This window comes from Epibacterium sp. Ofav1-8, assembly GCF_022348185.1.
In the GTDB taxonomy this organism is placed as follows: domain Bacteria; phylum Pseudomonadota; class Alphaproteobacteria; order Rhodobacterales; family Rhodobacteraceae; genus Epibacterium.
In genome coordinates this window covers 62,076-88,936 of record NZ_JAKRFD010000015.1, presented here as the reverse complement: position 1 = coordinate 88,936, position 26,861 = coordinate 62,076, and the positions used below count along the sequence as shown (strand labels likewise).

General features: G+C 61.5%; 27 protein-coding genes. 11 read left to right on the top strand and 16 right to left on the bottom strand.

Features of this window, described 5'->3' with window-relative positions:
* Positions 1–16: 16 nt before the first annotated feature.
* The 10 genes from MHM97_RS19965 to MHM97_RS19920 form a co-directional block, all read right to left on the bottom strand.
* Positions 17–625 carry a tetratricopeptide repeat protein gene (locus tag MHM97_RS19965; RefSeq protein WP_239324828.1) on the bottom strand — a complete coding sequence of 203 codons (609 nt, stop codon included), beginning with the start codon at positions 623–625 and terminating at the stop codon, positions 17–19.
* Positions 626–635: 10 nt separating this feature from the next.
* The gene (locus tag MHM97_RS19960) at positions 636–1,622 is read right to left on the bottom strand and encodes a type II secretion system F family protein (protein WP_239324817.1); all 987 of its coding nucleotides are present in this window, start codon (positions 1,620–1,622) and stop codon (positions 636–638) included.
* A gap of 9 nt (positions 1,623–1,631) precedes the next feature.
* Complete coding sequence (locus MHM97_RS19955) at positions 1,632–2,600, bottom strand: type II secretion system F family protein (protein WP_239324815.1); 969 nt, start codon at positions 2,598–2,600, stop codon at positions 1,632–1,634.
* Positions 2,600–4,042: a CpaF family protein gene (locus MHM97_RS19950; RefSeq protein WP_239324813.1), complete on the bottom strand. Its 1,443-nt coding sequence runs from the start codon at positions 4,040–4,042 to the stop codon at positions 2,600–2,602. Before MHM97_RS19950 ends, MHM97_RS19955 begins: the two co-directional genes overlap by 1 nt.
* Positions 4,043–4,072: 30 nt before the next feature.
* Positions 4,073–5,320 carry an AAA family ATPase gene (locus tag MHM97_RS19945; protein WP_239324811.1) on the bottom strand — a complete coding sequence of 416 codons (1,248 nt, stop codon included), beginning with the start codon at positions 5,318–5,320 and terminating at the stop codon, positions 4,073–4,075.
* A gap of 245 nt (positions 5,321–5,565) precedes the next feature.
* The gene (locus MHM97_RS19940; protein ID WP_239324809.1) at positions 5,566–6,186 is read right to left on the bottom strand and encodes an OmpA family protein; all 621 of its coding nucleotides are present in this window, start codon (positions 6,184–6,186) and stop codon (positions 5,566–5,568) included.
* 21 nt (positions 6,187–6,207) lie between these two features.
* Positions 6,208–7,599 (bottom strand): type II and III secretion system protein family protein, encoded by a 1,392-nt coding sequence (locus tag MHM97_RS19935; RefSeq protein ID WP_239324807.1) that lies wholly within the window; start codon positions 7,597–7,599, stop codon positions 6,208–6,210.
* Between the two features lie 217 nt (positions 7,600–7,816).
* Positions 7,817–8,680: a Flp pilus assembly protein CpaB gene (gene cpaB, locus MHM97_RS19930; RefSeq protein ID WP_239324805.1), complete on the bottom strand. Its 864-nt coding sequence runs from the start codon at positions 8,678–8,680 to the stop codon at positions 7,817–7,819.
* 141 nt (positions 8,681–8,821) lie between these two features.
* Positions 8,822–8,995: a hypothetical protein gene (locus MHM97_RS19925; protein ID WP_239324803.1), complete on the bottom strand. Its 174-nt coding sequence runs from the start codon at positions 8,993–8,995 to the stop codon at positions 8,822–8,824.
* A gap of 107 nt (positions 8,996–9,102) precedes the next feature.
* Positions 9,103–9,297 (bottom strand): Flp family type IVb pilin, encoded by a 195-nt coding sequence (locus MHM97_RS19920; protein ID WP_239324801.1) that lies wholly within the window; start codon positions 9,295–9,297, stop codon positions 9,103–9,105.
* Positions 9,298–9,659: 362 nt separating this feature from the next.
* Between MHM97_RS19920 and MHM97_RS19915 the strand changes: the two genes are divergently transcribed.
* Positions 9,660–10,475, top strand: a complete 816-nt coding sequence (locus MHM97_RS19915) for a lytic transglycosylase domain-containing protein (RefSeq protein WP_239324924.1) — start codon at positions 9,660–9,662, stop codon at positions 10,473–10,475.
* A gap of 121 nt (positions 10,476–10,596) precedes the next feature.
* Here the strand turns inward: MHM97_RS19915 and MHM97_RS19910 are convergent, their stop codons facing one another.
* From MHM97_RS19910 to MHM97_RS19900, 3 genes are all read right to left on the bottom strand, one after another.
* On the bottom strand, positions 10,597–11,223 hold the full coding sequence (locus tag MHM97_RS19910) for a 3-oxoacid CoA-transferase subunit B (RefSeq protein WP_239324799.1): 627 nt from the start codon (positions 11,221–11,223) through the stop codon (positions 10,597–10,599).
* Positions 11,224–11,226: 3 nt separating this feature from the next.
* Complete coding sequence (locus MHM97_RS19905) at positions 11,227–11,931, bottom strand: CoA transferase subunit A (protein WP_005639212.1); 705 nt, start codon at positions 11,929–11,931, stop codon at positions 11,227–11,229.
* Between the two features lie 158 nt (positions 11,932–12,089).
* On the bottom strand, positions 12,090–12,515 hold the full coding sequence (locus MHM97_RS19900; protein ID WP_239324797.1) for a VOC family protein: 426 nt from the start codon (positions 12,513–12,515) through the stop codon (positions 12,090–12,092).
* A gap of 62 nt (positions 12,516–12,577) precedes the next feature.
* Here MHM97_RS19900 and MHM97_RS19895 point away from each other — a divergent pair, with 62 nt between their 5' ends.
* The gene (locus tag MHM97_RS19895; protein WP_239324795.1) at positions 12,578–13,162 is read left to right on the top strand and encodes a TetR/AcrR family transcriptional regulator; all 585 of its coding nucleotides are present in this window, start codon (positions 12,578–12,580) and stop codon (positions 13,160–13,162) included.
* Between the two features lie 96 nt (positions 13,163–13,258).
* Here MHM97_RS19895 and topA read toward each other — a convergent pair whose 3' ends face one another.
* The 3 genes from topA to tldD all read right to left on the bottom strand — a co-directional run bounded on the left by topA (position 13,259) and on the right by tldD (position 18,994).
* A complete protein-coding gene (gene topA, locus MHM97_RS19890) occupies positions 13,259–15,928 on the bottom strand; it encodes a type I DNA topoisomerase (RefSeq protein WP_239324793.1) in 2,670 nt (889 codons plus the stop codon).
* 140 nt (positions 15,929–16,068) lie between these two features.
* Entirely contained in the window at positions 16,069–17,217 is a 1,149-nt protein-coding gene (gene dprA / locus MHM97_RS19885; RefSeq protein WP_239324792.1) for a DNA-processing protein DprA, read from the bottom strand.
* 355 nt (positions 17,218–17,572) lie between these two features.
* Positions 17,573–18,994, bottom strand: coding sequence for a metalloprotease TldD (gene tldD, locus MHM97_RS19880; protein ID WP_239324791.1), 1,422 nt, complete (start codon positions 18,992–18,994; stop codon positions 17,573–17,575).
* Positions 18,995–19,174: 180 nt separating this feature from the next.
* Between tldD and coxB the strand changes: the two genes are divergently transcribed.
* The 9 genes from coxB (at position 19,175) to MHM97_RS19835 (ending at position 26,807) form a co-directional block, all read left to right on the top strand.
* Entirely contained in the window at positions 19,175–20,095 is a 921-nt protein-coding gene (gene coxB / locus MHM97_RS19875) for a cytochrome c oxidase subunit II (RefSeq protein WP_239324790.1), read from the top strand.
* Positions 20,096–20,211: 116 nt separating this feature from the next.
* On the top strand, positions 20,212–21,153 hold the full coding sequence (cyoE, locus tag MHM97_RS19870) for a heme o synthase (RefSeq protein ID WP_239324789.1): 942 nt from the start codon (positions 20,212–20,214) through the stop codon (positions 21,151–21,153).
* A 1-nt stretch (position 21,154) separates the two neighbouring features.
* Positions 21,155–21,322: a cytochrome C oxidase assembly protein gene (locus MHM97_RS19865; protein ID WP_239324788.1), complete on the top strand. Its 168-nt coding sequence runs from the start codon at positions 21,155–21,157 to the stop codon at positions 21,320–21,322.
* On the top strand, positions 21,322–21,909 hold the full coding sequence (locus tag MHM97_RS19860) for a cytochrome c oxidase assembly protein (protein WP_239324787.1): 588 nt from the start codon (positions 21,322–21,324) through the stop codon (positions 21,907–21,909). Before MHM97_RS19865 ends, MHM97_RS19860 begins: the two co-directional genes overlap by 1 nt.
* Positions 21,910–21,934: 25 nt before the next feature.
* Positions 21,935–22,750 (top strand): cytochrome c oxidase subunit 3, encoded by an 816-nt coding sequence (locus MHM97_RS19855; protein ID WP_239324786.1) that lies wholly within the window; start codon positions 21,935–21,937, stop codon positions 22,748–22,750.
* Positions 22,751–22,889: 139 nt separating this feature from the next.
* Entirely contained in the window at positions 22,890–23,552 is a 663-nt protein-coding gene (locus MHM97_RS19850; protein WP_239324784.1) for an SURF1 family protein, read from the top strand.
* Between the two features lie 14 nt (positions 23,553–23,566).
* Positions 23,567–24,958 (top strand): threonine synthase, encoded by a 1,392-nt coding sequence (thrC, locus tag MHM97_RS19845; RefSeq protein WP_239324782.1) that lies wholly within the window; start codon positions 23,567–23,569, stop codon positions 24,956–24,958.
* Positions 24,955–26,217, top strand: a complete 1,263-nt coding sequence (locus tag MHM97_RS19840; protein ID WP_239324780.1) for a M16 family metallopeptidase — start codon at positions 24,955–24,957, stop codon at positions 26,215–26,217. The genes thrC and MHM97_RS19840 overlap by 4 nt, the downstream gene beginning before the upstream one ends.
* Entirely contained in the window at positions 26,217–26,807 is a 591-nt protein-coding gene (locus MHM97_RS19835) for a GNAT family N-acetyltransferase (protein WP_239324778.1), read from the top strand. The genes MHM97_RS19840 and MHM97_RS19835 overlap by 1 nt, the downstream gene beginning before the upstream one ends.
* Positions 26,808–26,861: the final 54 nt, after the last annotated feature.

The window sequence follows — 26,861 nt, the reverse complement described above, 5'->3', positions numbered from 1 at the left end:
TCTGCCTCTGGCGATGTCACGGTGTCGTCTGGATGCGGTAGACGCCGCCCCCCCTGCGCACCAGTTTAAACTCCTCGCCGGTGGCGGCAGTATGCCCGGGGTTGTCAAGATTTTCGAGGGCCAGCCGCAAATTATCGCGGATTGCGTCACTTTCGCCATTGTCCAGCGCATAGGCGCGCCGCAGGATCTGTTCGGCCTCGGCATGTTTGCCCTGTTCCATCAGGACCACGCCAAGGTTGTTCAGCGCCTCGGGCCATTCCGGCGCGTCCCGGACCGCGCGGCGCAGCAGGTCTTCGGCCTGGCCCAGACGGCCGAGCCCGAGGTTCGCCGTGCCAAGGCTGGACAGCACTTCGGGGGTCAGCCCCTCGTTCAGCGCCGCTCGGTTGAAGGCGTCGATGGCCAGTTCGTATTGCCCGGCGGCCATCAGGCGGTGGCCCACATCCAGCCCGTTCACGGCGTCTTTTGTCGGGTTTACGCCCGGGGCCCAAACGCCTTGATCGTCCGTCAGGGACAGGCTGTTGCGCGCAGGCGCTGATACGCAAGCCGCCACCAGCGCAAGAGCGCAGGTGACGGTCGCAGGTGGGATCAGACGAAATAGGCGGGTGCGTCTGGTCCGGGTGGTCATGGTGTTCTTGTCACGGCAAGGTGCCTTGTTTCCCCAGGTTCGAGATACCCTCGACGGAGGGTCCAACCAGGATGATCAGCAGCGGTGGTACGGTCAGGCCCATTGTGGCAAGGGTCATTTTTGTTGGCAACTTGTTTGCGGCCTCTTCGGCACGCATCACGCGTTTGTCGCGCATTTCCGCCGCATAGACCCGAAGCGCATCGGCGATCGATGTGCCGAAGGTTGCGGACTGGATCATCACCGTCACAAAGGATGACACGTCCTGCACGCCGCAACGGGTGGCCATGTCACGCAGCACCTTGTCCTTTTCCTTGCCGGCCTTCATTTCATAAGCGACGATTTCAAATTCTTCCGCCAATTCGGGGTAGGAGGCGCGCAGCTCATTGCCGACGCGGACGATCGCCTGATCCAGGGACTGGCCGGCCTCCACACAGACCAGCATCATATCGAGCGCATCGGGAAAGGCGCGGGTGATGGCCTGCTTGCGCTGGTCGATCCGGCGGTTCACCCAATAGCGCGGCAGGAAATAGCTGGCCCCGGCGGGGCCGGCGATCCGCAGGATCATATCCTGCGAGCTATACTCCATATCGGCGTTCAGCCCGTAGACATAGAACAGGCCAAGCCCAAGCCCGATCAGGCCCAGGGCAAATTGCGCAAAGTGAAACAGCCGCACCGCGTCCTTGGACTGATAGCCCGCCTGGCGCAGCTTGAGTTCCATCGCGGAGAGCTCTTCCTCGTTCTGCGGTTCGAGGAAATTGGCAAACTTCTGCAATTGCTCGTTGCGGTTGGCCTGGCGCAGGCGGTCCTTTTGCGGCGCTGAGGATTGCGTTTCGGACAGGCTGCGCTGAAGTTTCTTCAGCGGGTCTTCCGGCTGATTGAGGATCAGCCCCACCGCCACCGCAACCAGCAGAATGCCGAGGCATCCCAGCGCCAGCAAGGGCCCGAGTTCTCCGAACTGGTTGATCAGCATATCCTGCACGGCGGTCAGCGGGTTCATGGTCGATCCTCAGACTTTGATGTTGGTGAGCATGCGCATCACAAAGATATTGGCGGTCAGCATCACCCCGACCACGAAACAGGCGGGAATGAACCAGGGATGGTCCAGCACGTTGTCGTAGTAGTGGGGATCGTTGAACAGGGTGAACACGAGGCAGAACAGCGGAAAGCCCGAGAGGAACTTGCCGGACCACTGCGCCTCGGCGGTGATCGCCTTCACCCGGCGAAACAGCCGGAAGCGCGCCCGGATCACCTTGGCCAAGCCGGCCAGAACCTCGGCCAGGTTGCCGCCGGACTGCTGCTGGATGGTGACGGCGACGGACAAGAACCGCAAATCCTGCATGTCGAGGCGTTCGGCCATCTCTTTCAGCGCCTCGCCGACGTCGCGCCCATAGGCGCATTCATCGGCGATGATGCCAAATTCGGTCGCCAGCGGGTCCTCGACCTCCTTGGCGACCATCTGAATCGCAGAGGAGAACGGATGCCCCACGCGCAGGCTGCGCACCATCAGTTCAACACCGTCGGGGAGCTGTTCTTCCAGCACGGCCATGCGTTTCTTGGCCTTGGAGTTCACCCAGACGAAAACCGCGCCGACGCCGATCACGACAGAGGCGAGGGCACGCACGGAGGTATCCGCCTGCGTGCCGATGCTGAGGCCGACAAAGGCAATCCCGCCCAATGCGACCATGATGAGGATCAGCTGCTGCGGCGTGAAGGCAATGGCGGCTTTCTGGGCGCGTTCGGCCAGCAGGGAATAGAGCGGGATCGACTGCGATTTCAGATGCTGTCGCATCTCCTTGCGGAGCTGTTCCAGTACCTGCTCGCGGTTGGCGCCCTTTTCCAGCATTTCCAGCCGTCGGTTGACGCGGCTGTTCAGGCTGATCGATTTACCGAAGGTGACAAGATAGAGCCCTTCGACCAGGACCAGAACCCCGACAAAGATCAGCCCGTAGATAAGTGGTTCAATCCCGATCTGCATCAGCGGGTCTCCATCACGGTTGGTTCATAGATCGAGGGCGGCAGGTCATATCCCCAGAGACGGAAGCGTTCGGAGAAGTGGCTGCGTACACCGGTTGCGGTGAAATGGCCGATGATCTTGTTGTCGGGCGTCAGGCCCACGCGCTGGAAGCGAAAGATCTCCTGCATGGAGATCACATCGCCCTCCATTCCGGTCACCTCGGTGATCGAGGTCATCCGGCGGGACCCGTCCTGCAGGCGCGAGGCCTGTACGATCAGATTGACAGCGGAGGCGATCTGGCTGCGCACCGCCTTGATCGGCATTTCGATACCGGCCATGGCGATCATGTTCTCAAGACGCGAAATCCCGTCGCGGGCGGAGTTGGCGTGGATCGTGGTCATCGACCCATCGTGGCCGGTGTTCATCGCTTGCAGCATGTCGATCACCTCGGCGCCGCGGGTCTCGCCGACGATGATGCGGTCGGGACGCATCCGCAGGGCGTTCTTGAGACAGTCGCGCGGCGACACCTCGCCCTTGCCCTCGACGTTGGGCGGGCGGCTTTCCATCCGGCCCACATGGGTCTGCTGCAACTGCAATTCCGCCGTATCCTCGATGGTGAGGATGCGTTCGGAATTGTCGATGAAGCTCGACAGCGCATTCAGGGTTGTCGTCTTGCCCGAACCTGTGCCGCCCGAGACGATCACGTTCAGTCTGGTGGAAACCGCCGCTTGCAGATATGCAGCCATTTCCTCTGTGAAGGCGCCGAAATTCACCAGATCGTCGATGCCCAGCTTGTCTTTTTTGAACTTCCGGATCGAAACCAGCGATCCGTCGACGGCGATCGGCGGCACCATGGCGTTAAAGCGGGAACCGTCGGCAAGACGGGCGTCCACATAGGGGTTTGATTCATCCACGCGCCGCCCCACAGCAGAGACGATCTTGTCGATGATCCGCATCAGGTGACGCTCGTCCTTGAAGGTGACGTCGGAGAGTTCCAGCTTGCCGCCACGCTCGATAAAGATCTGCTGCGGTCCGTTGACCAGGATATCCGACACGCTGTCATCCTTCAGCAGCGTTTCCAGCGGCCCGAGGCCGGTGACCTCGTCATACAGCTCCTTGTTGAGTTGCTGCCGGTCCTCGCGGTTGAGGACGATGTTCTTGTCCTGAAGCACTTCGCTTGAAATCGAGGCGATCTCGTTGCGCAGGTCCGCCTCGGAGGCCTTCTCCAGCGCGGCAAGGTTCAGGTTTTCGAGCAATTCACGATGCAGCTCGATCTTGATCTCGCCCAGGCGTTCCTTGCGCTTGCGCTCGCGATCCTGGGGGGCCGCCTCGGCCGTCTTGCGCTGGGCGGGGCGTCGCAGCATGGTCTTTACGCCTTCGACCGGCGCCTCAACGGGGGCCGCTGCGGGCTTTGGCGCTGCGGCGACGGGTGCTGCGGCCGGTTTCTTGTACTTGGAAAACATCTTGTTACCCCCAGGTGTTCACGTGCCCTTTCAGGCCGCTTCCGCGTCCGACCGCCCCAACTCATGCAGACTCTTTGCCAGTTTGGCGATTTCCTTGCGCAGAGGGTTCTTTGGTGCGGAGATCGCCAGCGGCTGGCCGTGATCGCAGCTATGAAGAATGGTTTTCCCGCCGTCCGGCAGCTGGACGTCAATGGAAATACCCAGGCTTTCTGCCAGTCGTTTGACCCGGCTTTTGCCATTCAGGTCGGTGAATTTCGGGCCCCGGTTCAGCAGGAAGCGCAGCTTTTCAAAGGGCAGGTCCTCCGATTGCAACGCCCGCTTGACCCGCAGGGCGTTCTGGGCGGACCGCATGTCCAGCTCTATCATCGCAAAATAGACATGCGAGAGGGTGAGCACGGTTTCGGTCCATTGCACCAGCGTGTGGGGCATGTCGATGACGACAAAGTCAAAATGGCTGCGCGCCATTTCCACCACGCGCAGAATGTCCTCAGGCGTGATGAATTCCAGCGGCACCATGTCCGCAGGCGCGGTCAGCACCTGAAGTTTGTCCTGAAACGACACCAGCGACTGGCCAAAGATGTCCTCGTCCATGGCTTCGGTTTCGCTCAGCATCTCCATCACCGCCTCGCGGCGCGGCAGGTCGAGATAGGTCGAGACCGAGCCGGTTTGTAGATCAAGATCCAGCAGGCAGACGCTGGGGCGTTCCGATGGTGTCAGTTCCGCCAGCTCCCAGGCGAGGTTGACGGCAAATGTCGACGCGCCAGAGCCGCCGGCCAGACCATGACACACGATGACGGCGCCTTCGCGCTGGCTGTCGGCATGCAGCTTGTGCGCGCGGGCCGGTGCCGCTGGCGTTTGTGCTACAGGCTGTTCCGGCACACGCAGGCGTTCAACCGCCGCCGCCAGCTCCTGTTCAGGGAGCGGGTAGGGGATGAACTCGTCCGCGCCTTGGCGCAGCAGCTTGTGCAATGCGGCCGGGGTCACATCCTCGGCGACCAAGATGACCTTGATGCCGCGCGACTTGGCCTGGGTGATGATTTCTCCCATCAGCGGCAGGTTGCCCTCGTCCTCGGCATCCATGGCGAGGGCCACGAACTCCACGGCTTCTGCTTCGGGCTGGTAGAAGAAGGCAAGCGCTTCGGTAAAGCCAAGGTCCCCCCAGGCTTCGCCCATGACGGTTTCCATGTCCTCGATCAGCAGATCGAAGTTCTGGACGTCACGGCTGATTGTACAGGCTGCGATCGGCGCAGCCTCGCTTTGCGAATTCTCACTCGTCATCGCCAGTATCCCCACATTGTTCGGTCCCGGCTCAATGCCGATGGTGGACCGACGCCGCCCCCACCACAAGGTACACGGCGCCTATGGGATCACTGTCGTTCTCAATCTGGGCGATATTGGGGCCAAAAAACTCCGATTGTAGGGAATGTTAATCATGCCTAACAAAGAGTTTACCGCGACGGGGCTTTGCCTGTGATGTGCCCGCCCGGGTCATGACAGGTCGGGATCAGGCCGCCTGAACGGTCTTACTCGTCCAGTCGCGAGTCGGCCCTCAGCGTGGTTTCGGAGACGCCGCTTGCCACATAATCGCGATAGACGATTTGCGCATATTTGCCATCCAGCTGATTGACGCGGGCCGCGACAAAGCCGCTGACTTCGGTCACGGTCCGGCGATTTCGGCGCTCGCGCTGGTCGGTCAGCACCAGGGGTTGGGTTTCCCCGTAGGAGACCACGGCCTCCAGACGTTTGCGGCTGATCCCGCGGGCCACCAGATAGTTCACCGCGGCGCGCGCGCGGCGCAAGCCCAGCGATTTGTTGTAGCCTTGGCTGCCAACCGCATCGGTGTGGCCATAGACCCGGAACCGGACTTCGGGGAACTGGCGAATCCAGTCCGCCTGACGGTCCAGAACCTGACGCGCAGCCCCATCGAGGCGGGCGCTGTCGAAATCGAAGTTGATCGTGCTTGGCACTTCCGACGCAAAGCGCTTGGCCAGTTGCACGCGGTAGCTGCGATCGCCGGACTGGACGGCGGTATTGTTGACGTTGGCCGAGCCGAAATAGGTTTGGTCCAGCGGGGCGCCGGCTTCCTTGTAGGCGCAGGCGCTCGTTGCCAGAGCCAGTCCAATCATTGCCGCGTGTTTCAACATCTGCGCCACCGTTCCTATGCGTTAGTCGAGGAGATAGCCGTAAGAGCCATCAAAGTCCTGGTTTGCCACTTCGCCGGCTGCGCCCGACTGCGTGCGTTCCGTGCGACCAAGCAGGAACAGGTTGCGCTCGCTTGGTGGCTTGATGCGATCCGTGGGCAGCGAGAAGGCCTCGCCACGGGTCGGGGTGACCAGATGGGCCGAGACGATGATGACCAATTCGCTCTGGTTGCGGGTGTAGTCGGCACTGCGGAACAGCGTGCCGAGAATGGGCACGTCACCGAGCCACGGAACCTGCGCGGCGTTGTCGAGGAACTCGTCTTCGATCAGGCCGGCAATCGCAAAGCTCTCGCCATCGCGCATTTCCACGGTCGTGGAGGTTTCGCGGCGGGTGAAGGCGTTGATAACCAGCCCCTCCAGAGTGATCGAATTGGTCGGGTCGATCGCCGAAACCGCGGCCTTGAGTTCCAGATTGATGAGATCGCCATCCACCACGCGGGGAATGAAATTCAGTTCGATCCCGAAGGGTTTGAACTCGATGGTCACGACACCTTCGCGTTGGGACACCGGCACAGGGTATTCGCCACCGGCGAGAAAGCTGGCCTCCTGCCCGGACAGCGCGGAGAGGTTGGGTTCTGCCAGGGTGCGAACCAGGCCTTTTTCTTCCAGCGCTTCCAGCAGGACACCAAACTCCACCGATCCGATGTCAAAACCGATGAAGGTTGCCCCGGCGATACCGTCCCGCGTGGCGATTTCCGGGTTGGCCAGGCCGTTTTCGCCCTGAAGCCAGGTGCCGGTTTCGCCAAGCACATCGGTTGCACCAAATGCCACGGAAGAGCCCAGTGATTTGGACACCGAGCGCTCCATCTCGGCAAAGCGCACCTTCAGCATCACCTGCTGGACACCGCCGACGGTCATCAGGTTGCTGACCCGGTCCGGCGCATAACGCTCCGCCAGGTCCAGGGCGCGCTGCAGGCGCTGAGAACTGGAAACGTTGCCCGACAGCACAATGCCGTCATTGGCGGTGCGCACCTCGATTTTTTCGTTCGGAAGGATCTGTTTCAGGCGTTGTTTGAATTCGCTCACATCGGCCGCAACCCGCACGTCCACATTGGTAATCAGACGGCCAGAGCCGTCCAGAAGCGTCAATGTGGTCAGGCCGGGCGATTTTCCCAGCACATAGATCGTGCGATCCGAAAGCGAAGAAATATCGGCGATCCCCGGATTGGCGATGCTCAGCTCCGCAAAGGGGACATCCGCCTCGACCACGACAGCCCGGTTCATCGGCACATCAAGCGTGGCGTTGGTGCCCTTCTTAACGACTTTTACTCCCTGCGCCATGCTGGCGTCGGGGAGGGATGCACAGAAAAGGGTCAGCCCGGTCAGGGCCGCCGCAAAAAATCGTCCAATTGACATGTGACCTGCCTTTCCGATCACGCCTCAGAATGCGGGGTCTTGTCGCCCCGATTTTGCACCCAATCTGCGCCAAGTCGCCTTTCATTGCAAGAATCAATGACTTCGCAGTGGTTTTTAACCGAGGGTCGTTGTTGGATCGTGGTCACAACGGCAAACCTCCGCGCCCCGGACAACGGGGGGCGGAGGCTGGTAACCATCTGAAATGAAACGCAGGCTTTTAGTTGCTGCAGGGGATCGGGATTTCCACAACCTCGGCACCACGGCGGGTTCGGATGGTGCAGACTTTCTCTTCTTCGGCCTGCTGCGGGGCTTCCAGTTCCCCCAATCCCAATAGGGCGCGCTGGTCGACTTCGACGAGGGAGGCGATGGTGTCATCCTCCGCGCCAACCAGGGCGAGCGACAAGCGGCCGGTGGATTGCGCCTGTGCCAGGGTTGCAACCTGTTCGGGGCGCGCGGTCACCGTTACGGTTCTGGCGATCACCGCGCCATTGACCTCGCCGCCGGCGGACTGGTCCACTGCGATCAGCTCGATATTTGTCTGGATCAGGCGGGTGACCTCTCCGCGGCGGTCCTCGCCACGGCGGCGAGGTGGTTCCCCGCTCCAGTAAACGTCCACACGGTCGCCCGGTCGCAAGAACCCGGACACACCGCTGGCGACATCCACACGGATGGCAAAGGCACGCATGCCACGCTCCAGGCGCGATGTGATACCGGCATCCTCGCCCGGGTCGGTGACCTTGACCGACAACAGCGGTTCATTCTTTTCCATCGTCCGCAATACGTAGCGTGCATCCTTCAAGGCGTCGGAGGGAAACAGATCCGTCTCTTCAGAGAATACGCCCTCGGGCAGGGCGTTTTCCGGCCAATTGATCTGGCGCACGTTCTCCTTGGTCAGCTTTTGACCATAGGTAAGTTTCTCATTTGCCACATAGACCGGAACGGTCGGTACTGACTGCTCTCCCTTGGCGCGCTCGCGAGCCAGGGCGATCTGGTGGGCTTCGATATAGTTTTTGGCCATCATGACGGCGCCGCCGGCGAGGGCGACACCCACGATAAGAACAAGTCCGAAAACCGCTCGCATGGTAGTCCCTTTCTGTCGCGCAACCACGACTGTGCCGTTTCAGCCGGAACCTAGGTGCCGTGGGCCGAAGAGGTTGGTATGCTTGGGGCCGTGCAGGAAGACGGCAATGGTGCGTGTTGGGCGATCAGGCGGGCATTCGTGTCAGAATGTCCAGTTGGTCAGATAGGTCGCGATGTGCCCTGCGAAAATCTCGCTTGCATCCATGATGTTTGTGAAGGTGACAATCACAAACCCCACGACAAGTGCGACCAGTACGACCCAATCAACGGTAACCGCACCGTCTTCAAGGACCAGAAAGTTCTTCAACTGCTTCATCACAAGCCTCACAATCCGGTGCCCCCTATGTCATTCGGGCCGGCGCGGCGACTGTCGCGCGGCCCGAACCAATGTCTATCCTCTGGAGTTCAGAGGCGCCGAGTGGCTTAGTCAGCGGCCTCTTCGCCGACGGTGATGTCGGACAGATAGGTCGCGGTGTTCTCCGCCAGCGCGTCGGTGCCGGTTTTCAGGTTGGTGATGACAACGCCGGCCAGCAGCACAACGGCGGCACAGAGCACAACCCAGTCCACGGTCACGGCGCCGGATTCGTCTTTGCGGAAGTTTTTGAAGAATTTGATCATGGTTCGTCCCTCCTGAGGATCGATAGAATGTTGGCATCCTGTGGGGCGCTTCATGTCATCTGCTCTCTCACCTTCAGATGACGTCCCGCTTTGGATGTGATTGTTATCTCCAGTCAGCGTGGCAGGAATTGGGCCGAATTCCGGAAACAAGCCCCTTAGGTTAAAAAAATCTTAGCGAATTGGGTAAGTGTTTAATTCGATGGTGTATTTGCCCTGCTTTCCCGGGGGGGGGGCTGTCTGCGCCCGGTGAATAAGGAGCAAATGTGGCAAAACCGTCCCAATCCCTGCTGTGGGGCTGGATTTCTGCCGGGCTTTGGCACAGGATTCTCTCTGGCAAGAGGTGGAAAGCGAGCGGAAATCGAATGAAGCGGGTGCTGGCAGCATGCTGTGGCCTTGTGGTCGCAAGCACGATCTGGGCGCAGGAGCAGGGCGCTCCGGAGCCATTTGCAGATTTCCAGGCCAAGCGCGTCCGGCCGCCGTCACCGGGGACAGAGAAACGGATAACGGTGCAGATCGATCCCACGGCGGCTGCGGCCGTGTCGGATGAAGCGCCAGTGGCAGAGCCCGATGGATCCATTGCGCCAAACGCTCAAACGCCAAGGTTTGCATGGTTCTGGGATGAGGTCGGCTCGGATCTTGAGCATGCTTCGCCCGGACGGCTGGAGGACGGGCTGCTGGCACTGGAAGGGCGCGTCGAGGTGCCGGCGCCGCGATTGCAGGATTTGCAGGATCTGATCGCGGAGTACGGCGTGCCCTTGCTGACAGCGACAATCGGGACGGACGTATCGCCGGCTTTGGCCCTGGCGGTTCTTGTGGTGGAATCCGGAGGAGAGCCGGAGGCGGTGAGCACGGTGGGCGCCCAGGGGTTGATGCAGTTGATGCCGGAAACCGCTGCACAGTTCGGTGTGGCTGATGCCTTTGACGCTCAGGACAACATCCGGGGCGGAGTCGCATTTCTGGATCAGCTGATGGATGAGTTTTCAGGGGACCCGGTTCTGGTGTTGGCGGGGTATAATGCCGGGGCCGGGGCCGTTCGGGCCCATTCTGGTGTCCCGCCGTTTGCGGAAACCCGCGATTATGTGCCCAAGGTTCTTGCGGCCTATCAATTGGCGCGAAACCTGTGCGCGACCCCTCCAATCCTGATTTCGGACGGCTGTGTCTTTGAGAGCATGAACTAGAGGCAGGTTCCGCGGCAGCGCTCTTACACGGCCTGAGCATGCAACCGGCAGGTCGCGTGATCCTCGGTCACTGAGGTGACCGGATCGGATCGCAGAGCGATCCGACCGGGGCGGGGCATGCTTAGTTGACGAGTGTTGCCTCGGTCGCGGCACGCAGCTCGTCCTCAGTGACGCCCTCTGCGACCTCGACGATCTTCAGCCCGCCTTCGACGACATCCAGAACGCCGAGGTTGGTGATGATGCGGTCCACCACGCCCTTGCCCGTCAGGGGCAGGGTGCATTCCTTCAGCAATTTGGAGTCGCCATGCTTGTTGGTGTGATCCATGACCACCACCACGCGGCCGACACCGGCCACCAGATCCATCGCGCCGCCCATGCCTTTGATCAGTTTGCCGGGGATCATCCAGTTGGCAAGATCGCCGTTTTCGGCCACTTCCATCGCGCCCAGGATCGCGGCGGCGATCTTGCCACCGCGGATCATGCCAAAGGAGGTTGCACTGTCGAAATACGCCGTACGGCGCAGCTCGGTGATGGTCTGCTTGCCGGCGTTGATCAGGTCCGGGTCTTCTTCGCCCTCAAAGGGGAAGGGGCCCATGCCCAGCATGCCGTTCTCCGACTGGAGCGTGATGTCCTTATCGCCCACGTAATTGGCCACCAGCGTCGGGATACCGATGCCGAGGTTCACATACATGCCGTCTTCGAGTTCCTGTGCCGCCCGTGCGGCCATCTGGTTGCGGTCCCAAGCCATGGATCAAGCCTCCTCACGCGGGCGGGTGGTCACTTTTTCGATGCGTTTTTCATGTTCGCCTTGAATCAGGCGGTGCACGTAAACGCCGGGCAGGTGGATGTGATCGGGGTCCAGGCTGCCAGTGGGCACGATCTCTTCTACCTCGACCACGCATACCTTGCCGCACATGGCGGCAGGCGGGTTGAAGTTGCGGGCAGTCTTGCGGAACACGAGGTTGCCGGTCTCATCGGCTTTCCAGGCCTTCACAATCGACAGATCCGCAAAGATACCACGCTCAAGAATGTATTCCTCGCCGTCGAAGACCTTTACCTCTTTGCCTTCGGCAATCTGGGTGCCAACGCCGGTCTTTGTATAAAAACCGGGGATACCGCAGCCGCCAGCGCGCATGCGCTCCGCGAGGGTGCCTTGCGGATTGAACTCCAGTTCCAACTCGCCAGACAGATACTGACGCATGAACTCCGCGTTCTCGCCCACATAGGACGACATCATCTTCTTGACCTGTTTGGTCTGGAGCAGGATACCAATGCCAAAGTCATCGACGCCCGCATTGTTGGACGCAAAGGTCAGATCCTTGGTGCCCGCCTGTTTGATCGCCTCAAGCAGCAGTTCGGGAATGCCGCAGAGGCCAAAGCCGCCGGCCGCGATGGTCATGCCGTCGAACAGCACCCCGTCCAGGGCCTCGGCGGCAGAGCCGTATACCTTTTTCATGGAACTCTCCCTTCCATTTCCTCTGGGTCAAGCTAATCGCCCCAGTCGCGCTGTCGAGTCAACGAATACGGAAGGTTCTGCGTATTTCTACCGATGGTGAAACGGGGCCGGGCGGCCCCGTGCCTCCGGCGGAGGTATTTGGCAAAAAGGCGAATGGATCAGCCGGGGAGGGCTTCGGCACTGTATTGTGCGGCGAACGCGGGGCTGGGGGCGATGGGCGTTATGACATCGATCAGAACGCCATTGGGATCTTTGACGATGAAATGACGCTGGCCAAAGTCCTCGTCGCAGAGCGGTTTCACCACCTCCAGGCCGCAGCCCGTCAGGCGGGTGTACTCCGCGTGCGCATCCTCGACCTCGAAATTCAGCAACATATGGCTGGTCAGGCCCCGCCCGGTTTCGGGGATTGTCTCATGCCCGCCGTCGAGAATGGCGAGGTTCACGCTCGGATCGGCATCGCATTGCAGGTGGACATACCAGTCCGACGTAAAGGCGGGCGAGAAGCCAAAGTGCTGTTGGTAGAATTGCGCCGTGGCCGCGACGTTCCGCGTCTGGATGACCGGGTAGAATTGAGTGGGTTTCATCTGTCTCTCTCCGTGAGTAACATACAGGCAGTATGTTTTTGATAAACAAACAGGCTGCATGTATGCAAGAAGAAAGTAAATCCACCCCGAATGCGGAACGCCGCGCGCAAATGCGGGCGCGATTGATGGCGGCGGCGCGCGCGCTTTTTGTGGAAAAAGGCTATGCCGAGGCCAGCACACCAGAAATCGTGCGCGCGGCCGGGGCAACGCGCGGTGCGCTCTACCACCACTTTGAAGACAAGCAGGCCCTGTTCCGGGCGGTGGTGGAAGCCGAGGCAGAGGCCGTCAGCACCGCCATAGACAGCGCTGGGAAACTGGCGGATGAAGAACAGGCATTGGCTGCGGGGAGCCGCGCGTTCTTTGCCGCGATGCAAAGCGAGGGGCGCGCTCAGCTTTTGCTGATCGATGGTCCGGCGGTGCTGGGGGCGAGGGAAATGGACAGGATTGATGCCGGCGGTGGCAGGGCGGCCTTGCGGGCGGGGCTTGCCGCGGCACAGCCCTCACTGTCGGAGCCGGAGTTGGAGGCCCGCGCGCTGGTTCTGTCTGCAGCATTTGACCGCGCCGCTCTTGCGATCGCACAGGGGCAGGGGCGCGCGGATATATTTGAGGACGCGATGTCTGCGCTCTTGCGCACTGCACTGATGTAGAACGGAAAACGCCGCGCGTCAGCGCGGCGCTCGGCCCAACGGGAGGGCCTGCATACCCATGCAGGTGCGACGGGCGGGAGCGTCCCCGCCTCGCTGTTACTCGCCGGAGGCCTTGGCCGCTTTCTTTTTCGCGGGCGCTTTCTTCTTCGCAGCGGTTGTCTTGGTCGCCGCTTTTTTCGCCGGGGCTTTCTTCTTGCCGGATTTGGAAGCCTTCTCGTTCAAAAGCTCGACCGCCATGTCCATGGTCACATCCTTGGCCTCGGTGTCCTTGGGCAATGTGGCGTTCACCTTGCCCCATTTGACATAGGGCCCGTAGCGCCCATCCATGATGTTCACCGGCGCCTTGTCGTCGGGATGCTCTCCCAGCTCGCGCAGCGGTTTGGCCGCGGCAGATCGGCCCCGGCCCGGATTGGCGCGTTTTTCCGCCAGCATTTCCACCGCGCGGTTCATGCCGATTTCAAAGACGTCGAGCGTTTCCTTGAGGTTCACATAGACGGGTTTTTCCTCGTCCGGGCGCTGATGCATGATGTAGGGGCCAAAACGACCGAGGTTCGAGGACACGACTCCCCCGTCCGGATGTGCGCCGATTTCACGCGGCAGTGTCAGCAGGGTCACCGCCTGCTCCAGCGTGATATCGTTGGGCCCCCAGCCCGGCAGGTAGTCCTTGCCCTGTTTCGGCAGCGAAGAGCGTGGCGGTTTCTTGTTTTCAGGCGTCGCCTCGCCGCGCTGCACATAGGGGCCGAAGCGACCGGATTTCAGGTGGATCTCATCACCGTCGTCCTCGCCCAGAACGCGCTCGTAACCTTCGGCGCCTTCACCAGAGATCGGGCGGGTGTAGTTGCACTCGGGGTAATTGCCACAGCCGACAAAGCCGCCGGTGCGCGAGGTTTTCAGGTGCAGCTGCCCGGCGCCACATTTCGGGCAGAGGCGCGGGTCGCCGCCATCTTCGCGCGGCGGATAAAGCTGTGGCGCAAGTGCTTCGTCCAGCACATCGAGCACCTCGGAAATCCGCAGATCCGAGGTCTCGGAAATCGCCGCCGAGAAGTCGCGCCAGAAGCTGTCCAGAAGTTCCTTGTAGTCCTTGCCGCCCGCACTCACGTCATCAAGCTGGTTTTCCAGTGCCGCGGTGAAGTCATACTCCACGTAGCGCTTAAAGAAGTTCAGCAAAAAGATGGTCACGATCCGCCCCTTGTCCTCGGGGAACAGGCGGTTCTTGTCCTTGCGGACATATTCGCGGTCCTGGATCGTGGTGATGACGCTGGCATAGGTCGAGGGGCGGCCAATGCCCAATTCTTCCATACGTTTGACCAGCGTGGCCTCGGTGTAGCGCGGCGGGGGCTGGGTGTGGTGCTGCAGCGCCAGCGTTGCGCCATCCTGCGACAGCACAGAGCCGTCCTTGCCTGCTTTTTCAGCCTGCGCTGCAAGAGAGCCTGCAAATTTCAGGGCCTCGCCCTGCATGATCTGGGGCAGGCGCTTGTCGTCCTCGTCCACCACATCGTCGCGGCCTTCTTCATAGACGCGCATGAAGCCATCAAACATGACGACCTGACCGGTGGCGCGCAGCACCACCTGCTTGTCGTCAGAGCCGATGTCCACTGTGGTGCGCTCCAACCGGGCACCGGCCATCTGGCAGGCCAGCGTGCGCTTCCAGATCAGATCATAAAGCTTGCGCTGATCGTCCTCGGTCACCTTGAGGCTTGCCGCGTCGCGGCTCATGTCGGTCGGGCGAATACATTCGTGCGCCTCTTGAGCGTTCTTGGCCTTGTTCTTGTAGATGCGCGGCTCGCCCGGCACGTATTCGGCGCCATAGCGTTTGGCGATCTCGTCACGCGCTGCAGAGACGGCCTCGGGGGCCATGTCGATCCCATCGGTCCGCATATAGGTGATCAGCCCGGCCTCATAGAGACGCTGCGCTGCATTCATGCATTGCTTTGCGCCCATGCCGAATTTACGGCTCGCTTCCTGTTGCAGGGTCGAGGTCATGAACGGCGCAGAGGGGTTGCGCGCCGCCGGTTTGGCCTCGACCGACAGCACCGACATCTTGCGGCTGGAGACGGCCTGCACCGCAAGATCGGCTGCGGTGGAATTGGCGAGGCTGAATTTGTCGAGCTTTTCGCCGCCGAGCACCGTCAGGCGCGCCTCGAACGATTGGCCGCGCGGGGTGGCCAGATTTGCACGCACCGACCAGTATTCCTGCGGGTTGAACGCCTCGATCTCCATCTCACGTTCGACGATCAGGCGGAGACAAACCGATTGCACGCGCCCGGCCGAGCGCGCGCCGGGCAGTTTGCGCCACAGTACGGGCGACAGGTTGAAACCCACCAGATAGTCCAGCGCCCGGCGGGCAAGGTAGGCCTCCACCAGCGGCATATCGACATCGCGCGGATTTTTCATCGCTTCAGCGACCGCATCCTTGGTGATCGCGTTGAAGGTCACGCGTTTGACATCGGTGTCTTTCTTGATCGACCGGCGCTTGGTCAGCGCTTCTTGCAGGTGCCAGCTGATTGCTTCGCCTTCGCGATCGGGGTCAGTCGCGAGGATCAGTGCGTTGTCATTTTTGAGGGCCTCGGCAATGGCGCGCACATGTTTCTTGGAGTCGTTGCCGACCTCCCAGGTCATGGCAAAATCATCATCCGGTTCGACCGATCCATTCTTGGCGGGCAGGTCGCGCACATGGCCGTAGGATGCCAGAACGGTGTAGTCGGAGCCCAGATATTTATTGATCGTTTTGGCTTTGGCCGGGGATTCGACGACGACGACTGGCATAAAATTGGGCACCTTTCCATACGGGTTCAATCGCGCTCTATGGCGGGGCAAAATGTGTCGCGCAAGGGGAGAATGTCAATCCACACGAAGAAAACAGCCCGCAAAACACTGGTCGGCGCGGGTGTTTCGAGGACAGGGATTCAGCGTTTTTTGATGATCACCCCACCCGGTCCGCGACCGATTTCGCCAGAGAGTTCAAGGTCGGTCAGAACAGTGCGCACCTTGCGTGCCGGGCTGTCGAGATCGTCGATCAGCTGGCCCTCGGGGGTGGGCGCGGCAGCAAGCCGGTCGAGGATCTGCTGGTGGAGTGCAGCGGTTTGCCGCAGGGTCCGCTTTTCGGGGGGCGGTGGCGGCAGGTCCCGCGCCGCGACGCGGGGGCGGGGGCGCTCCACCTGCAACGGGGGCAGCGCATCGATCACGTCGCGGGCGTCGCGGACCAGCGTTGCGCCATCCCGGATCAACAGGTTGCCGCCGCTTGCGCGGCCATCGCAGGGGTGGCCGGGCACTGCCATCACGTCACGTCCCAGATCCAGCGCATCCCGCGCCGTGATCAGGCTGCCGGATTTCACGGCGGCCTCGACCACAACCGTGGCAAGGCCGAGGCCTGCGATGATGCGGTTGCGAGGCGGAAAGTGGCGGGCCTGTGGTTGCAATCCCATCGGCTGCTCAGACAGACGCAGGCCGTTTTCTGCAATTGCCGCTGCGAGACGCGCATTTTCTGCCGGGTATATAATGTCCACGCCGCCGCCCTGAACAGCGATGGTCCCGGCGCTGAGCGCGCCCTCATGGGCGCTGGCGTCGATCCCGCGGGCAAGGCCGGAGATCACCACATATCCCGCATCCCCCAGGTCCCGCGCCAGGCCGTAGGCCATGCGCCGCCCCAGGGAGGAGGCGTTGCGCGCCGCCACGATGGATATGGCCGGTCGCGCCAGCAGGTCCGGATTGCCGATCATCCAGAGGGCCGGCGGCGGATGGGGGATATTGGCCAGAACGGCGGGGTAATTCGCATCACCAAAGCACAAAAGCCGCGCATTGGCGGCTTTTGCTGAGGTGAACTCGGCGTCCAGTGCATCTTTTGAGTATGTTTTATACCCTTTGACGCCTGTGGTCGCTGCCACTTCAGGCAGCATTTCAAGCACGTTCTGTGCTGAACCATACTCGGCCAGAAGCCGGTAGAAGGTCACTGTCCCGATTCCACGGGAGCGCAACAGACGAAGCCAGGAATACCTTTGATCTTCCGTGGTGGGTGGGAGTGGGGGGTGAGTGGAAGAATTTGCTTCTCCGGTCATGCCCTCGCCTCGCCTTGTTGCAAGACTAGGTTTACGGCTGCGGAGGTTAACAGGTGGTGAACATCGAGACAGTTTATCGAGATTTTTCGGTACTTTTCGCTATGTCCTTGAAAACAAAAGGGTGTGAATCCACCGTGAGCATAGCGCCCCTGCTTCGGCTCTGACGATTGGGCAAGATTTGTGGTAAACGCGGGTCGATATTGCGGCTGTTTGGCGCGCAAAAAGCCAGGACTGTTAAACAAAGATGAGGGCTGAGGGTTCCCTTGCGTCACCTCGACGGCTGAGAGGGGGCGGCTGAGAGGGCAGGCGACTCGCGCATCTGGCGCGAGCCACCTTTTGCAGGAGGGGCCCGCGATCAGGTTGCCGAACCACCGACGGTCAATCCGCCCATCAAGACGCTGGGCTGGCCAACGCCCACCGGCACCCATTGGCCCTGCTTGCCACAATTGCCCATGCCCGGATCCAGCGCCATGTCGTTGCCGAGGCCGCGGATCTTCTGCAGGGCGGTGGCACCATCGCCGATCAGGGTCGCGCCCTTCACCGGCGCGCCGATCTTGCCATTCTTCACCCGATAGGCCTCGGTGCAGGAGAAGACGAACTTGCCGTTGGTGATGTCCACCTGACCGCCGCCAAAGCCCACCGCCCAGATGCCGTCCTTCATGTCCTTGACCAGATCCTCGGGCGCGGCGTTGCCGCCCAGCATATAGGTGTTGGTCATGCGCGGCATCGGCGCATGGGCGTAGCTCTGCCGCCGCCCGTTGCCGGTGGGCTCCACACCCATCAGGCGCGCATTCTGGCGGTCCTGCATGTAGCCCACGAGGATACCATCCTCGATCAGCGTCGTCTTCTGGCTGGGTGTGCCCTCGTCATCCACACTGATGGAGCCGCGCCGGTCGGGAAGTGTGCCGTCATCGAGCACGGTCACACCCGGGGCGGCGATGCGCTGGCCCATCAGCCCGGCAAAGGCCGAGGAGCCCTTGCGGTTGAAATCGCCTTCCAGCCCGTGGCCGATCGCCTCATGCAGCAGGATGCCCGGCCAGCCGGGGCCGAGCACCACGTCCATTTCACCTGCGGGGGCGGGTTCGGCCTCCAGGTTGACCAATGCAATACGCAGCGCCTCGCGCGCTTTGGCCTGCCAGTCCTGCGGTGCGATCAGCCCATCGAGGCCGACGCGCCCGCCACCACCGGCGGTGCCGCTTTCGCGCCGGCCGCCATCCTCGACGATGATCGAGACATTCACCCGTGTCATCGGACGCACGTCCCGCACCCGGGCGCCATCGGCCCGCAGAATCTCGATTTCCTGCAAGGAGGCAGCCAGCGTCGCCGACACCTGTACCACGCGCGGGTCCAACTCGCGGGCAAAACTGTCGATCTCGCGCAGCGTCTCCACCTTGACCGGAAAGGCCTGCGCCGCGATCGGGTCGAGATCGTGATAGAGCTTCTGATTGGTGGCTTGCGGGGCAGGGGCCATCGTCCCGCCGCCGTCGCCGACCGCCAGCCGTGCAGTTTCTGCCGCCCGTTTCAGGGCCGAGACCGACATGGTGGTGGAATGGGCGTATCCGGCAACCTCTCCGCGCACCGCGCGCAGGCCAAATCCCTCTGCGGCATCATAGCTGGCGGTCCGCAGTCGGCCGTCATCAAACACCAAAGCTTCGGATTTGGTGCGCTCTGCAAAGATCTCGCCATCGTCGGCACCGTCAAGCGCCGCGCGCAGAACCGGCAGGGCCTCATCCTCGGGAAGGGTGGTCTCAAAGGGGCGAAACGCTGTTGTATCCATCAAATGGGCCTCGATTTTTTTGATCTAAGTCAAGAAAGCGACGCTATGACGCGAGCAACCCTCTTTATAACCTCTCAAGAATATGATTTTTAACGGCACCAAAGACAACGGGCGCAGTACGATTTTCCAATCGATTCCGCGAACCCGCCCCATGCAACGATCAAGCGATCAGGAAACGACATGAAGAATGCTTTGACGCTTTCGGGCTTTATCGCCGCTCTCTCGAGCCTTCCAGCAATGGCGCAAGAAGGTCTGGAAACCATTGGTAAGCCGACAGACGGCAACCTTGGCTTCCAGCCGGCGGCCTCCGAACTGGCGGAAGGCATTCACCAGTTGGACCACATGATTCTCATCATCATCACCGCGATCTGCGTGTTCGTGGGCGGTCTGCTGCTCTATGCAATCCTGCGGTTCAACCGTCGCTCCAACCCCGAAGCGGCAAGTTTTACCCACAACACCCCGGTCGAGATCGCGTGGACGGTGATTCCGATCGTGATCCTGATCGTCATCGGTTCCTTCTCCCTGCCGGAGCTGCTGCGTCAGCAGGAAATCCCAGAGGGCGACGTGACCATCAAGGTGACCGGCTATCAGTGGTACTGGGGCTATGAGTATGTGGACCATGAGTTTGCATTCGACAGCTACCTGATCGGCCACCCGGCCACCCTGGACGAAAGCGCGCGTCCCGCCGATGCGGATGTGACCCCCTTCGTCTATGACGAGGCGATGAAGCTGAAGCTCGAAGATGCAGGCTATGCAGGTGATGAATTCCTGCTGGCCACCAATACTGCCGTGGTTGTTCCCGTGAACAAGACCATCGTGATGCAGGTGACCGCGGCTGACGTGATCCACTCCTGGGCGCTGCCGGCCTTTGGCGTGAAGCAGGATGGCGTCCCGGGGCGTCTGGCAGAACTGTGGTTCAAGCCCACCCAGGAAGGCATCTACTTCGGTCAGTGCTCCGAACTCTGCGGCAAGGACCACGCCTATATGCCGATCACCGTCAAAGTGGTCAGCGAGGAAGCCTATGAGGAATGGCTGCAAGGCGCGATCGACGAATACGCCGATGCCGGCACGCCGCGCGCCTATCAGGTCGCATCGAACTAAGACCGCCTGACACCTGCCCCCTCGCACGAGAAACAGGGGGGCAGGCCGTCGACTTCGTCACAAATTGGCTGGCCACGCCCCGGGCGTGACCGCCGTGTCCAAAGAAGAGCCCGAGCATGAGCGACGCCAGCATTAACGCAAGCATGACCCGCGAAGATGACGCCTCCTTTGGCGACTACTTTGCGCTGCTGAAGCCGCGCGTGATGTCGTTGGTGGTGTTTACCGCCTTTGTGGGTCTGATTGCCGCGCCCATCGGCGTGCACCCGGTTGTCGGCTTCTGTGCCATCCTGTTCATCGCCATCGGCGGTGGCGCCTCCGGTGCGCTCAACATGTGGTGGGACGCCGACATCGACCAGGTGATGAAACGCACCAAGTCGCGCCCCATTCCCGCGGGCAAGGTCGACAAGGGCGAGGCCCTCAGCCTCGGTCTTGGATTGTCAGGCCTTTCGGTCATCATGCTGGCACTGGCCACCAATGTGTTTGCGGGTGCGTTCCTGGCCTTCACCATCTTTTTCTACGTGGTGATCTACACCATGTGGCTGAAACGGGCGACGCCGCAGAACATCGTCATCGGTGGTGCGGCCGGGGCCTTTCCGCCGGTGATCGGCTGGATTGCCGCGACCGGCTCCATGGCGATCGAGCCATGGCTGATGTTCGCGCTGACCTTCCTGTGGACGCCGCCGCATTTCTGGGCGCTGGCGCTGTTCATGCGCAATGACTACGACATGGCGGATGTGCCGATGCTGACCGTGACCCACGGGCGCCGGTCCACCCGCAACCATATCCTCGTCTACACGGTGATTCTGGCGCTCTTTGCGCTGGCCACCGCCTTTACCGGCGTGGGCGGGCCGATCTATCTGGCGGTTGCACTGGTGCTGAACCTGCTGTTCCTCAAGGGCGCGGTCCGGATCTGGCGCCGCGACGAAGAGTCCTGCGAAGCGGACAACTTCCAGGTCGAACGCTCTTTCTTCAAGCTGTCGCTGCTCTATCTGTTCCTGCACTTCGGCGCGATCCTGATGGAGGCGCTCTTGAAACCCTACGGACTGGGAGGCTGGTAATATGAGCCTGCGCAAGGAACACGAACTCCACAATCGCCGCAAGGGGCGCAACCTTGGTGTTGGCCTGCTCCTGGCCGGTTTTGTCGTGCTGGTGCTGGCGCTGACCATGGTCAAGGTGACCTCGGCGGGTTTCACTTTCCCGGAAATCGACACCGGAGCGCAGAACTGATGGCAATGAGCGGACCGCAGAAAACGGTGATCCAGCTGGTTGGCGTGGTTGTCGTCATGGGCGGCCTCGCTTGGGCGTCGGTGCCGTTCTACGACTGGTTCTGCCGGGTGACCGGCTTTGGCGGCGTGACCCAGGTGGCGGACGCCGGATCCGACAAGGTGCTGGAAGACACCATCAAGGTGCGCTTTGACGCCTCCAAAGACCGCGGCATGCCGTGGGAGTTCAGGCCCGTCGAGCGCATCATGGAGCTGAAGATCGGCGAGACCGGTCTTGCCTTCTACGAGGCCTACAACCCGACAGACCGTCCGGTCGCGGGGCAGGCCTCCTACAATGTTGCGCCTTATTCGGCGGGCTACTACTTTGAAAAAATTCAGTGTTTCTGCTTTAACGAGCAGGTGCTGCAACCAGGGGAGCGGGTGATGATGCCCGTGACCTTCTTCGTGGACCCCGAGATCGTCGAGGACCCGGAGGCAAAATATGTGCATACGATCACCTTGTCGTATACATTTCACGAGATCGATCTGCCCGAGGGCTATGCCGCCCTCGACACCGGAGGTACATCCGGGGCAGAGACGGAACTGAACTAAGGCCGCTTTGGTGAGGGACACTTAAATGGCGCATGCAAAAAATCACGACTTCCACATCCTGCCGCCGTCGATCTGGCCGCTGCTGAGCTCTGTGGGCGCGTTCATCATGCTCTTCGGGGCGGTTTTGTGGATGAAAGACATCACGGCCTGGCTGTTCTGGGCCGGACTTGTCGCGGTCTGCTACTCCGCATTCTGCTGGTGGGGGGAAACCATCGCCGAAAACAAGGCAGGCGATCACACCCCGGTGGTTCTGATCGGCCTGCGCTACGGCTTCATCCTGTTTGTGATGTCCGAAGTGATGTTCTTCTTCGCCTGGTTCTGGTCGTTCTTCAAACACGCCATGTACCCGATGGAACAGTATGTCGGCACCGAGTACGTCGCGCCGGACATCTACCCCGTCGACGCGTTCCACCTGCCGCTCATCAACACGCTGGTGCTGCTGCTGTCCGGTTGTGCCGTCACATGGGCGCACCACGCGCTGGTGCATGAGAATGACCGCAAGGGCCTGGTGAACGGTCTCGCCATCGGTATTGCGCTTGGCGTGTTCTTCACCTTCCTGCAGGGCTACGAGTATGCGCATCTGCTGCACGAGGGCTGGGAGTTCGGCGGTGACGAGTTCTATTCGAACTTCTTCATGGCGACCGGCTTCCACGGCTTCCACGTTATTTTGGGTACCATCTTCCTCACCGTCTGCCTGATCCGTGCGATGAAGGGTGATTTTACCCCGAAGCAACACGCGGGTTTCGAGATGGCAGCCTGGTACTGGCACTTTGTTGACGTTGTCTGGCTGTTCCTCTTCGTGGCCGTCTACATCTGGGGCACCGCCGGTCTGGCGCACTGATCACAATGTAGCGGGTACATGATTGCGGTTTTCCTTTCGGCAATCAGCACGTATCTAACGGGGCGCGCGGGGATCACCTCGCGCGCCTCTTGCATATCTCAGGGGCGATGATGGCAATCGGGTCAGGAGGGGTCGTTTGATGCGGCGCGTGATCTTTCTCGCAGTGGTCGGGGGCTTGGGCCTCGTGGCGCTCCTGTCGCTGGGCATCTGGCAGATGCAGCGGCTGACGTGGAAAGAAAACATCCTCTCCACCATCGAGACGCGCATTGCCGCCGAACCGGTGCCCTTGCCGGACGCCCCCACGATCGAGGCGGACCGGTATCGCGCCGTGAAGATCTCAGGTGAGATCGAGCCCGAAGAACTGCATGTCTTCTGGGTCACCGAAGCGCAGGGGGCGGGCTACCGCGTGATTTCGCCCTTCGTGACCGACACCGGACGCCGTATCCTTGTGGATCGCGGCTACATCCGGGCCAGCGACAAGGATGGCGCGCGCCCCACTGGGACCGCGACCCTCACTGGGAACCTGCTCTGGCCGGATGAGGGCGACTGGACCACCCCGCCGCCGGAAGAGGACACCAATATTCTCTATGCCCGCGACATCGCGTATATGTCCGACCGCCTGAACACCGAACCGCTGTTGGTCGTGGTGCGTGCGGGGGCCGAAAACCCCACGCCGCTGCCGGTCTCCACCGAAGGCATCCCGAACAACCACCTGCAATATGTCATCACGTGGTTCTCGCTCGCCCTGATCTGGGCGGCCATGACCGCCGCCTTTCTCTTGCGTACGCGCGCCAAAACCTGACAGGAACTGACGCCATGAAATATATCTCCACTCGCGGCCAAGCGCCTGAACTCACCTTCGAAGAAGCGATGCTGACGGGGCTCGCCCGCGACGGCGGACTTTATGTCCCGGCGGAGATCCCGACGCTCTCGGCTGAGGAGATCGCGGGTTTTGCGGGGCTTCCTTATGAGGAAGTCGCCTATCGCGTGATGTGGCCCTATGTGTCCGGCTCTTTCACCGAAGACGAGTTCAAGGGCATCATCGCCCGCGCCTATGCAGGGTTTGAGCATGCCGCCCGCGCGCCGCTGAAACAGATGACCCCGAACCATTTCCTGCTGGAGCTGTTCCACGGCCCGACGCTGGCGTTCAAGGATTTCGCCATGCAGCTCATTGGTCAGCTGTTTCAGGTCGCGCTCAAACGCCGGGGCGACAGCGTGACCATCGTCGGCGCGACCTCTGGCGATACGGGGTCGGCGGCGATCGAGGCCTTTCGGGGTCTGGATGCGGTCAACGTCTTTATCATGTACCCGCATGGCCGGGTGTCGGAAGTGCAGCGCCGCCAGATGACCACGCCGGATGACGCCAACGTCCACGCGCTCGCCGTGGATGGCGATTTCGACGATTGTCAGGCTGCGGTCAAAGACATGTTCAACGATTTCGATTTCCGCGATTCGGTGCATCTGGCGGGGGTGAACTCGATCAACTTTGCCCGGGTGCTGGCGCAGGTGGTCTACTACTTCACCGCCGCTGTGGCGCTTGGTGCGCCGCATCGCAAGGTGTCCTTCACCGTGCCCACCGGCAACTTCGGTGACATTTTTGCAGGCTTCATTGCGCGCCAGATGGGCCTGCCGATCGAACAGCTCGTGGTGGCCACCAATCAGAACGACATCCTGCATCGCTGCCTCTCTGGTGAGGGGTATTTCAAAGGCGAAACCATCCCGTCGATTTCACCTTCGATGGATATTCAGGTGTCTTCGAACTTTGAGCGCGCCTTGTTTTATGCCTACGATCAGGACGGTGCGGCCGTAGCGCAGCTGATGGACGAGCTGAAAACCGGCGGTGGCTTCAACGTGAGCCAGGGCGCAATGCAGGCGCTGAGCGAGATCTATACCTCCGGCCGCGCCTCGGAGGAGGAGACCTCCGCGACCATCAAATCGGAACTGGCCGCGTCGGGCGAGCTGTTGTGCCCCCATGGCGCGGTGGGGGTGAAGGTCGCCAATGAGCACCTTCAGGACGGTGTGCCTATGGTTACGCTCGCCACGGCGCATCCGGCGAAATTCCCGGCAGCGGTCGAAGATGCCTCTGGCGTGCATCCGCCTCTTCCCCCCCGCATGGCAGATCTGTATGAAAGGTCGGAACGGGTGACCCGGATCGCCAATGATCTTGGCACCATCGAAGATCACATCAGAAAGCACATCGCCAATTGACCGTTAAACAAGACACCCTGCCAAACGGGTTTCGTATCGTCACTGAGTATATGCCGGGGCTGCAATCCGCAGCCCTCGGTATCTGGGTTTCGGCAGGGGGCCGCCACGAGCGGCTCGAACAGAATGGGGTGGCCCATTTCCTTGAACATATGGCGTTCAAGGGCACGAAGCGGCGCACCGCACTGCAGATTGCCGAGGCCATCGAGGACGTGGGCGGCTATATCAACGCCTATACCAGTCGCGAGGTCACGGCCTATTACGCGCGCGTGCTGAAGGACGATGTGGACCTCGCGCTCGACGTGATTGGGGACATCGTTCTGAACTCGGTTTTCGACGAGCGCGAGATCGAGGTCGAGCGCGGCGTAATCCTGCAAGAGATCGGTCAGGCGCTGGACACGCCGGACGACATCATCTTCGACTGGCTACAGGAAGAAAGCTACCGGGATCAGGCTATTGGCCGCTCGATCCTCGGCCCCGCCGAACGGGTGCGCAGCTTTACCAAGGAAGACCTGCGCCGTTTTGTGGCCGAACACTACGGCCCCGGCCAGATGATCCTGTCGGCAGCCGGTGCGGTTGACCACGACCGGCTGGTCAAGGCCGCGACAGAGATGTTTGGCGATCTGGAGCCCAAACAGCAGGACGTTGTGGAGACCGCCAGCTTTGTCGGCGGCGAGGCCCGGCGCGACAAGGCGCTGGAGCAAGCCCATGTGGCGCTGGCCTTTGAAAGCCCCAGCTACCGCGCCGATGACATCTACACCGTGCAGATCTACGCCGCGGCCCTTGGTGGCGGCATGTCCTCGCGGCTGTTTCAGGAAGTGCGCGAAAAGCGGGGCCTGTGCTACACGATCTTCTCTCAGGCGGGCGCCTATGAGGACACGGGCATGATGACCATCTATGCCGGCACGGCGGGCGAACAGGTCGCCGATCTGGTGGGCATCACCGTGGACGAGCTGAAACGCGCCGCCGACGATATGTCCGATGCCGAGGTTGAGCGCGCACGCGCGCAAATGAAGGCGGGCATGCTGATGGGGCTGGAGAGCCCTTCGAACCGCGCCGAACGTCTGGCCCGCCTTGTGCAGATCTGGGACCGCGTGCCCAGCCTTGAGGCCACGGTCGAGAAGATCGACGCGGTGACCACCACGGACGTGCGCGCCATGGCGGCGCGGATCTCCCGTGATGCCCCTGCGGCCCTTGCTCTTTATGGTCCGGTCGCAGATGCGCCGAGCCTTGAGGAGATCGCCCGGAGGCGCGCTGCCTGATGCTTCTGGCCCGCCGGACGGTGAAACTGGAGACGGAGCGTCTGACGCTCCGCCCGCCGGTGCACGCGGATTTCCGGTACTGGGCCTTTCTGCGTCAGCAGAGCAAAGATCACCTGGTTCCGTGGGAACCAGCCTGGTCGCCCGATCACCTCAGCCGCAAGTCCTTTACCAACCGGGTCTACTGGGCCAAGCGGTCCATTGCACAGGGGTCGGCCCTGCCGCTGTTCCTGATCCGGCGCGAGGATGACCATCTGGTCGGGGCCATCACGCTGGATAATATCCGGCGCGGTCCGGCCATGGCAGGCACCATCGGCTATTGGACCGGCACGCAGTTTTCCCGTCGGGGCTACATGCGCGAGGCCATCGGTGCGGTGGTCCACCATGCCTTTACCCGCCTGGACCTGAGCCGGATCGAGGCCGCCTGCCTGCCGGAGAACGCCGCCTCTCGCGGGCTCCTGGAACGTTCCGGTTTCAAATACGAAGGCGTGGCGCAGTCCTATCTCCAGATCAACGGGCGCTGGCGCACCCATGTGCTCTATGCCGCGCTGCGCAATGATCGCCGGGGCAAGACCATGGTGGGGCAGGCCTGAGGTCTTTTAGACCCGTACAGCACGTTTTTTGCGTGACCCGGAGCGCAATCGACC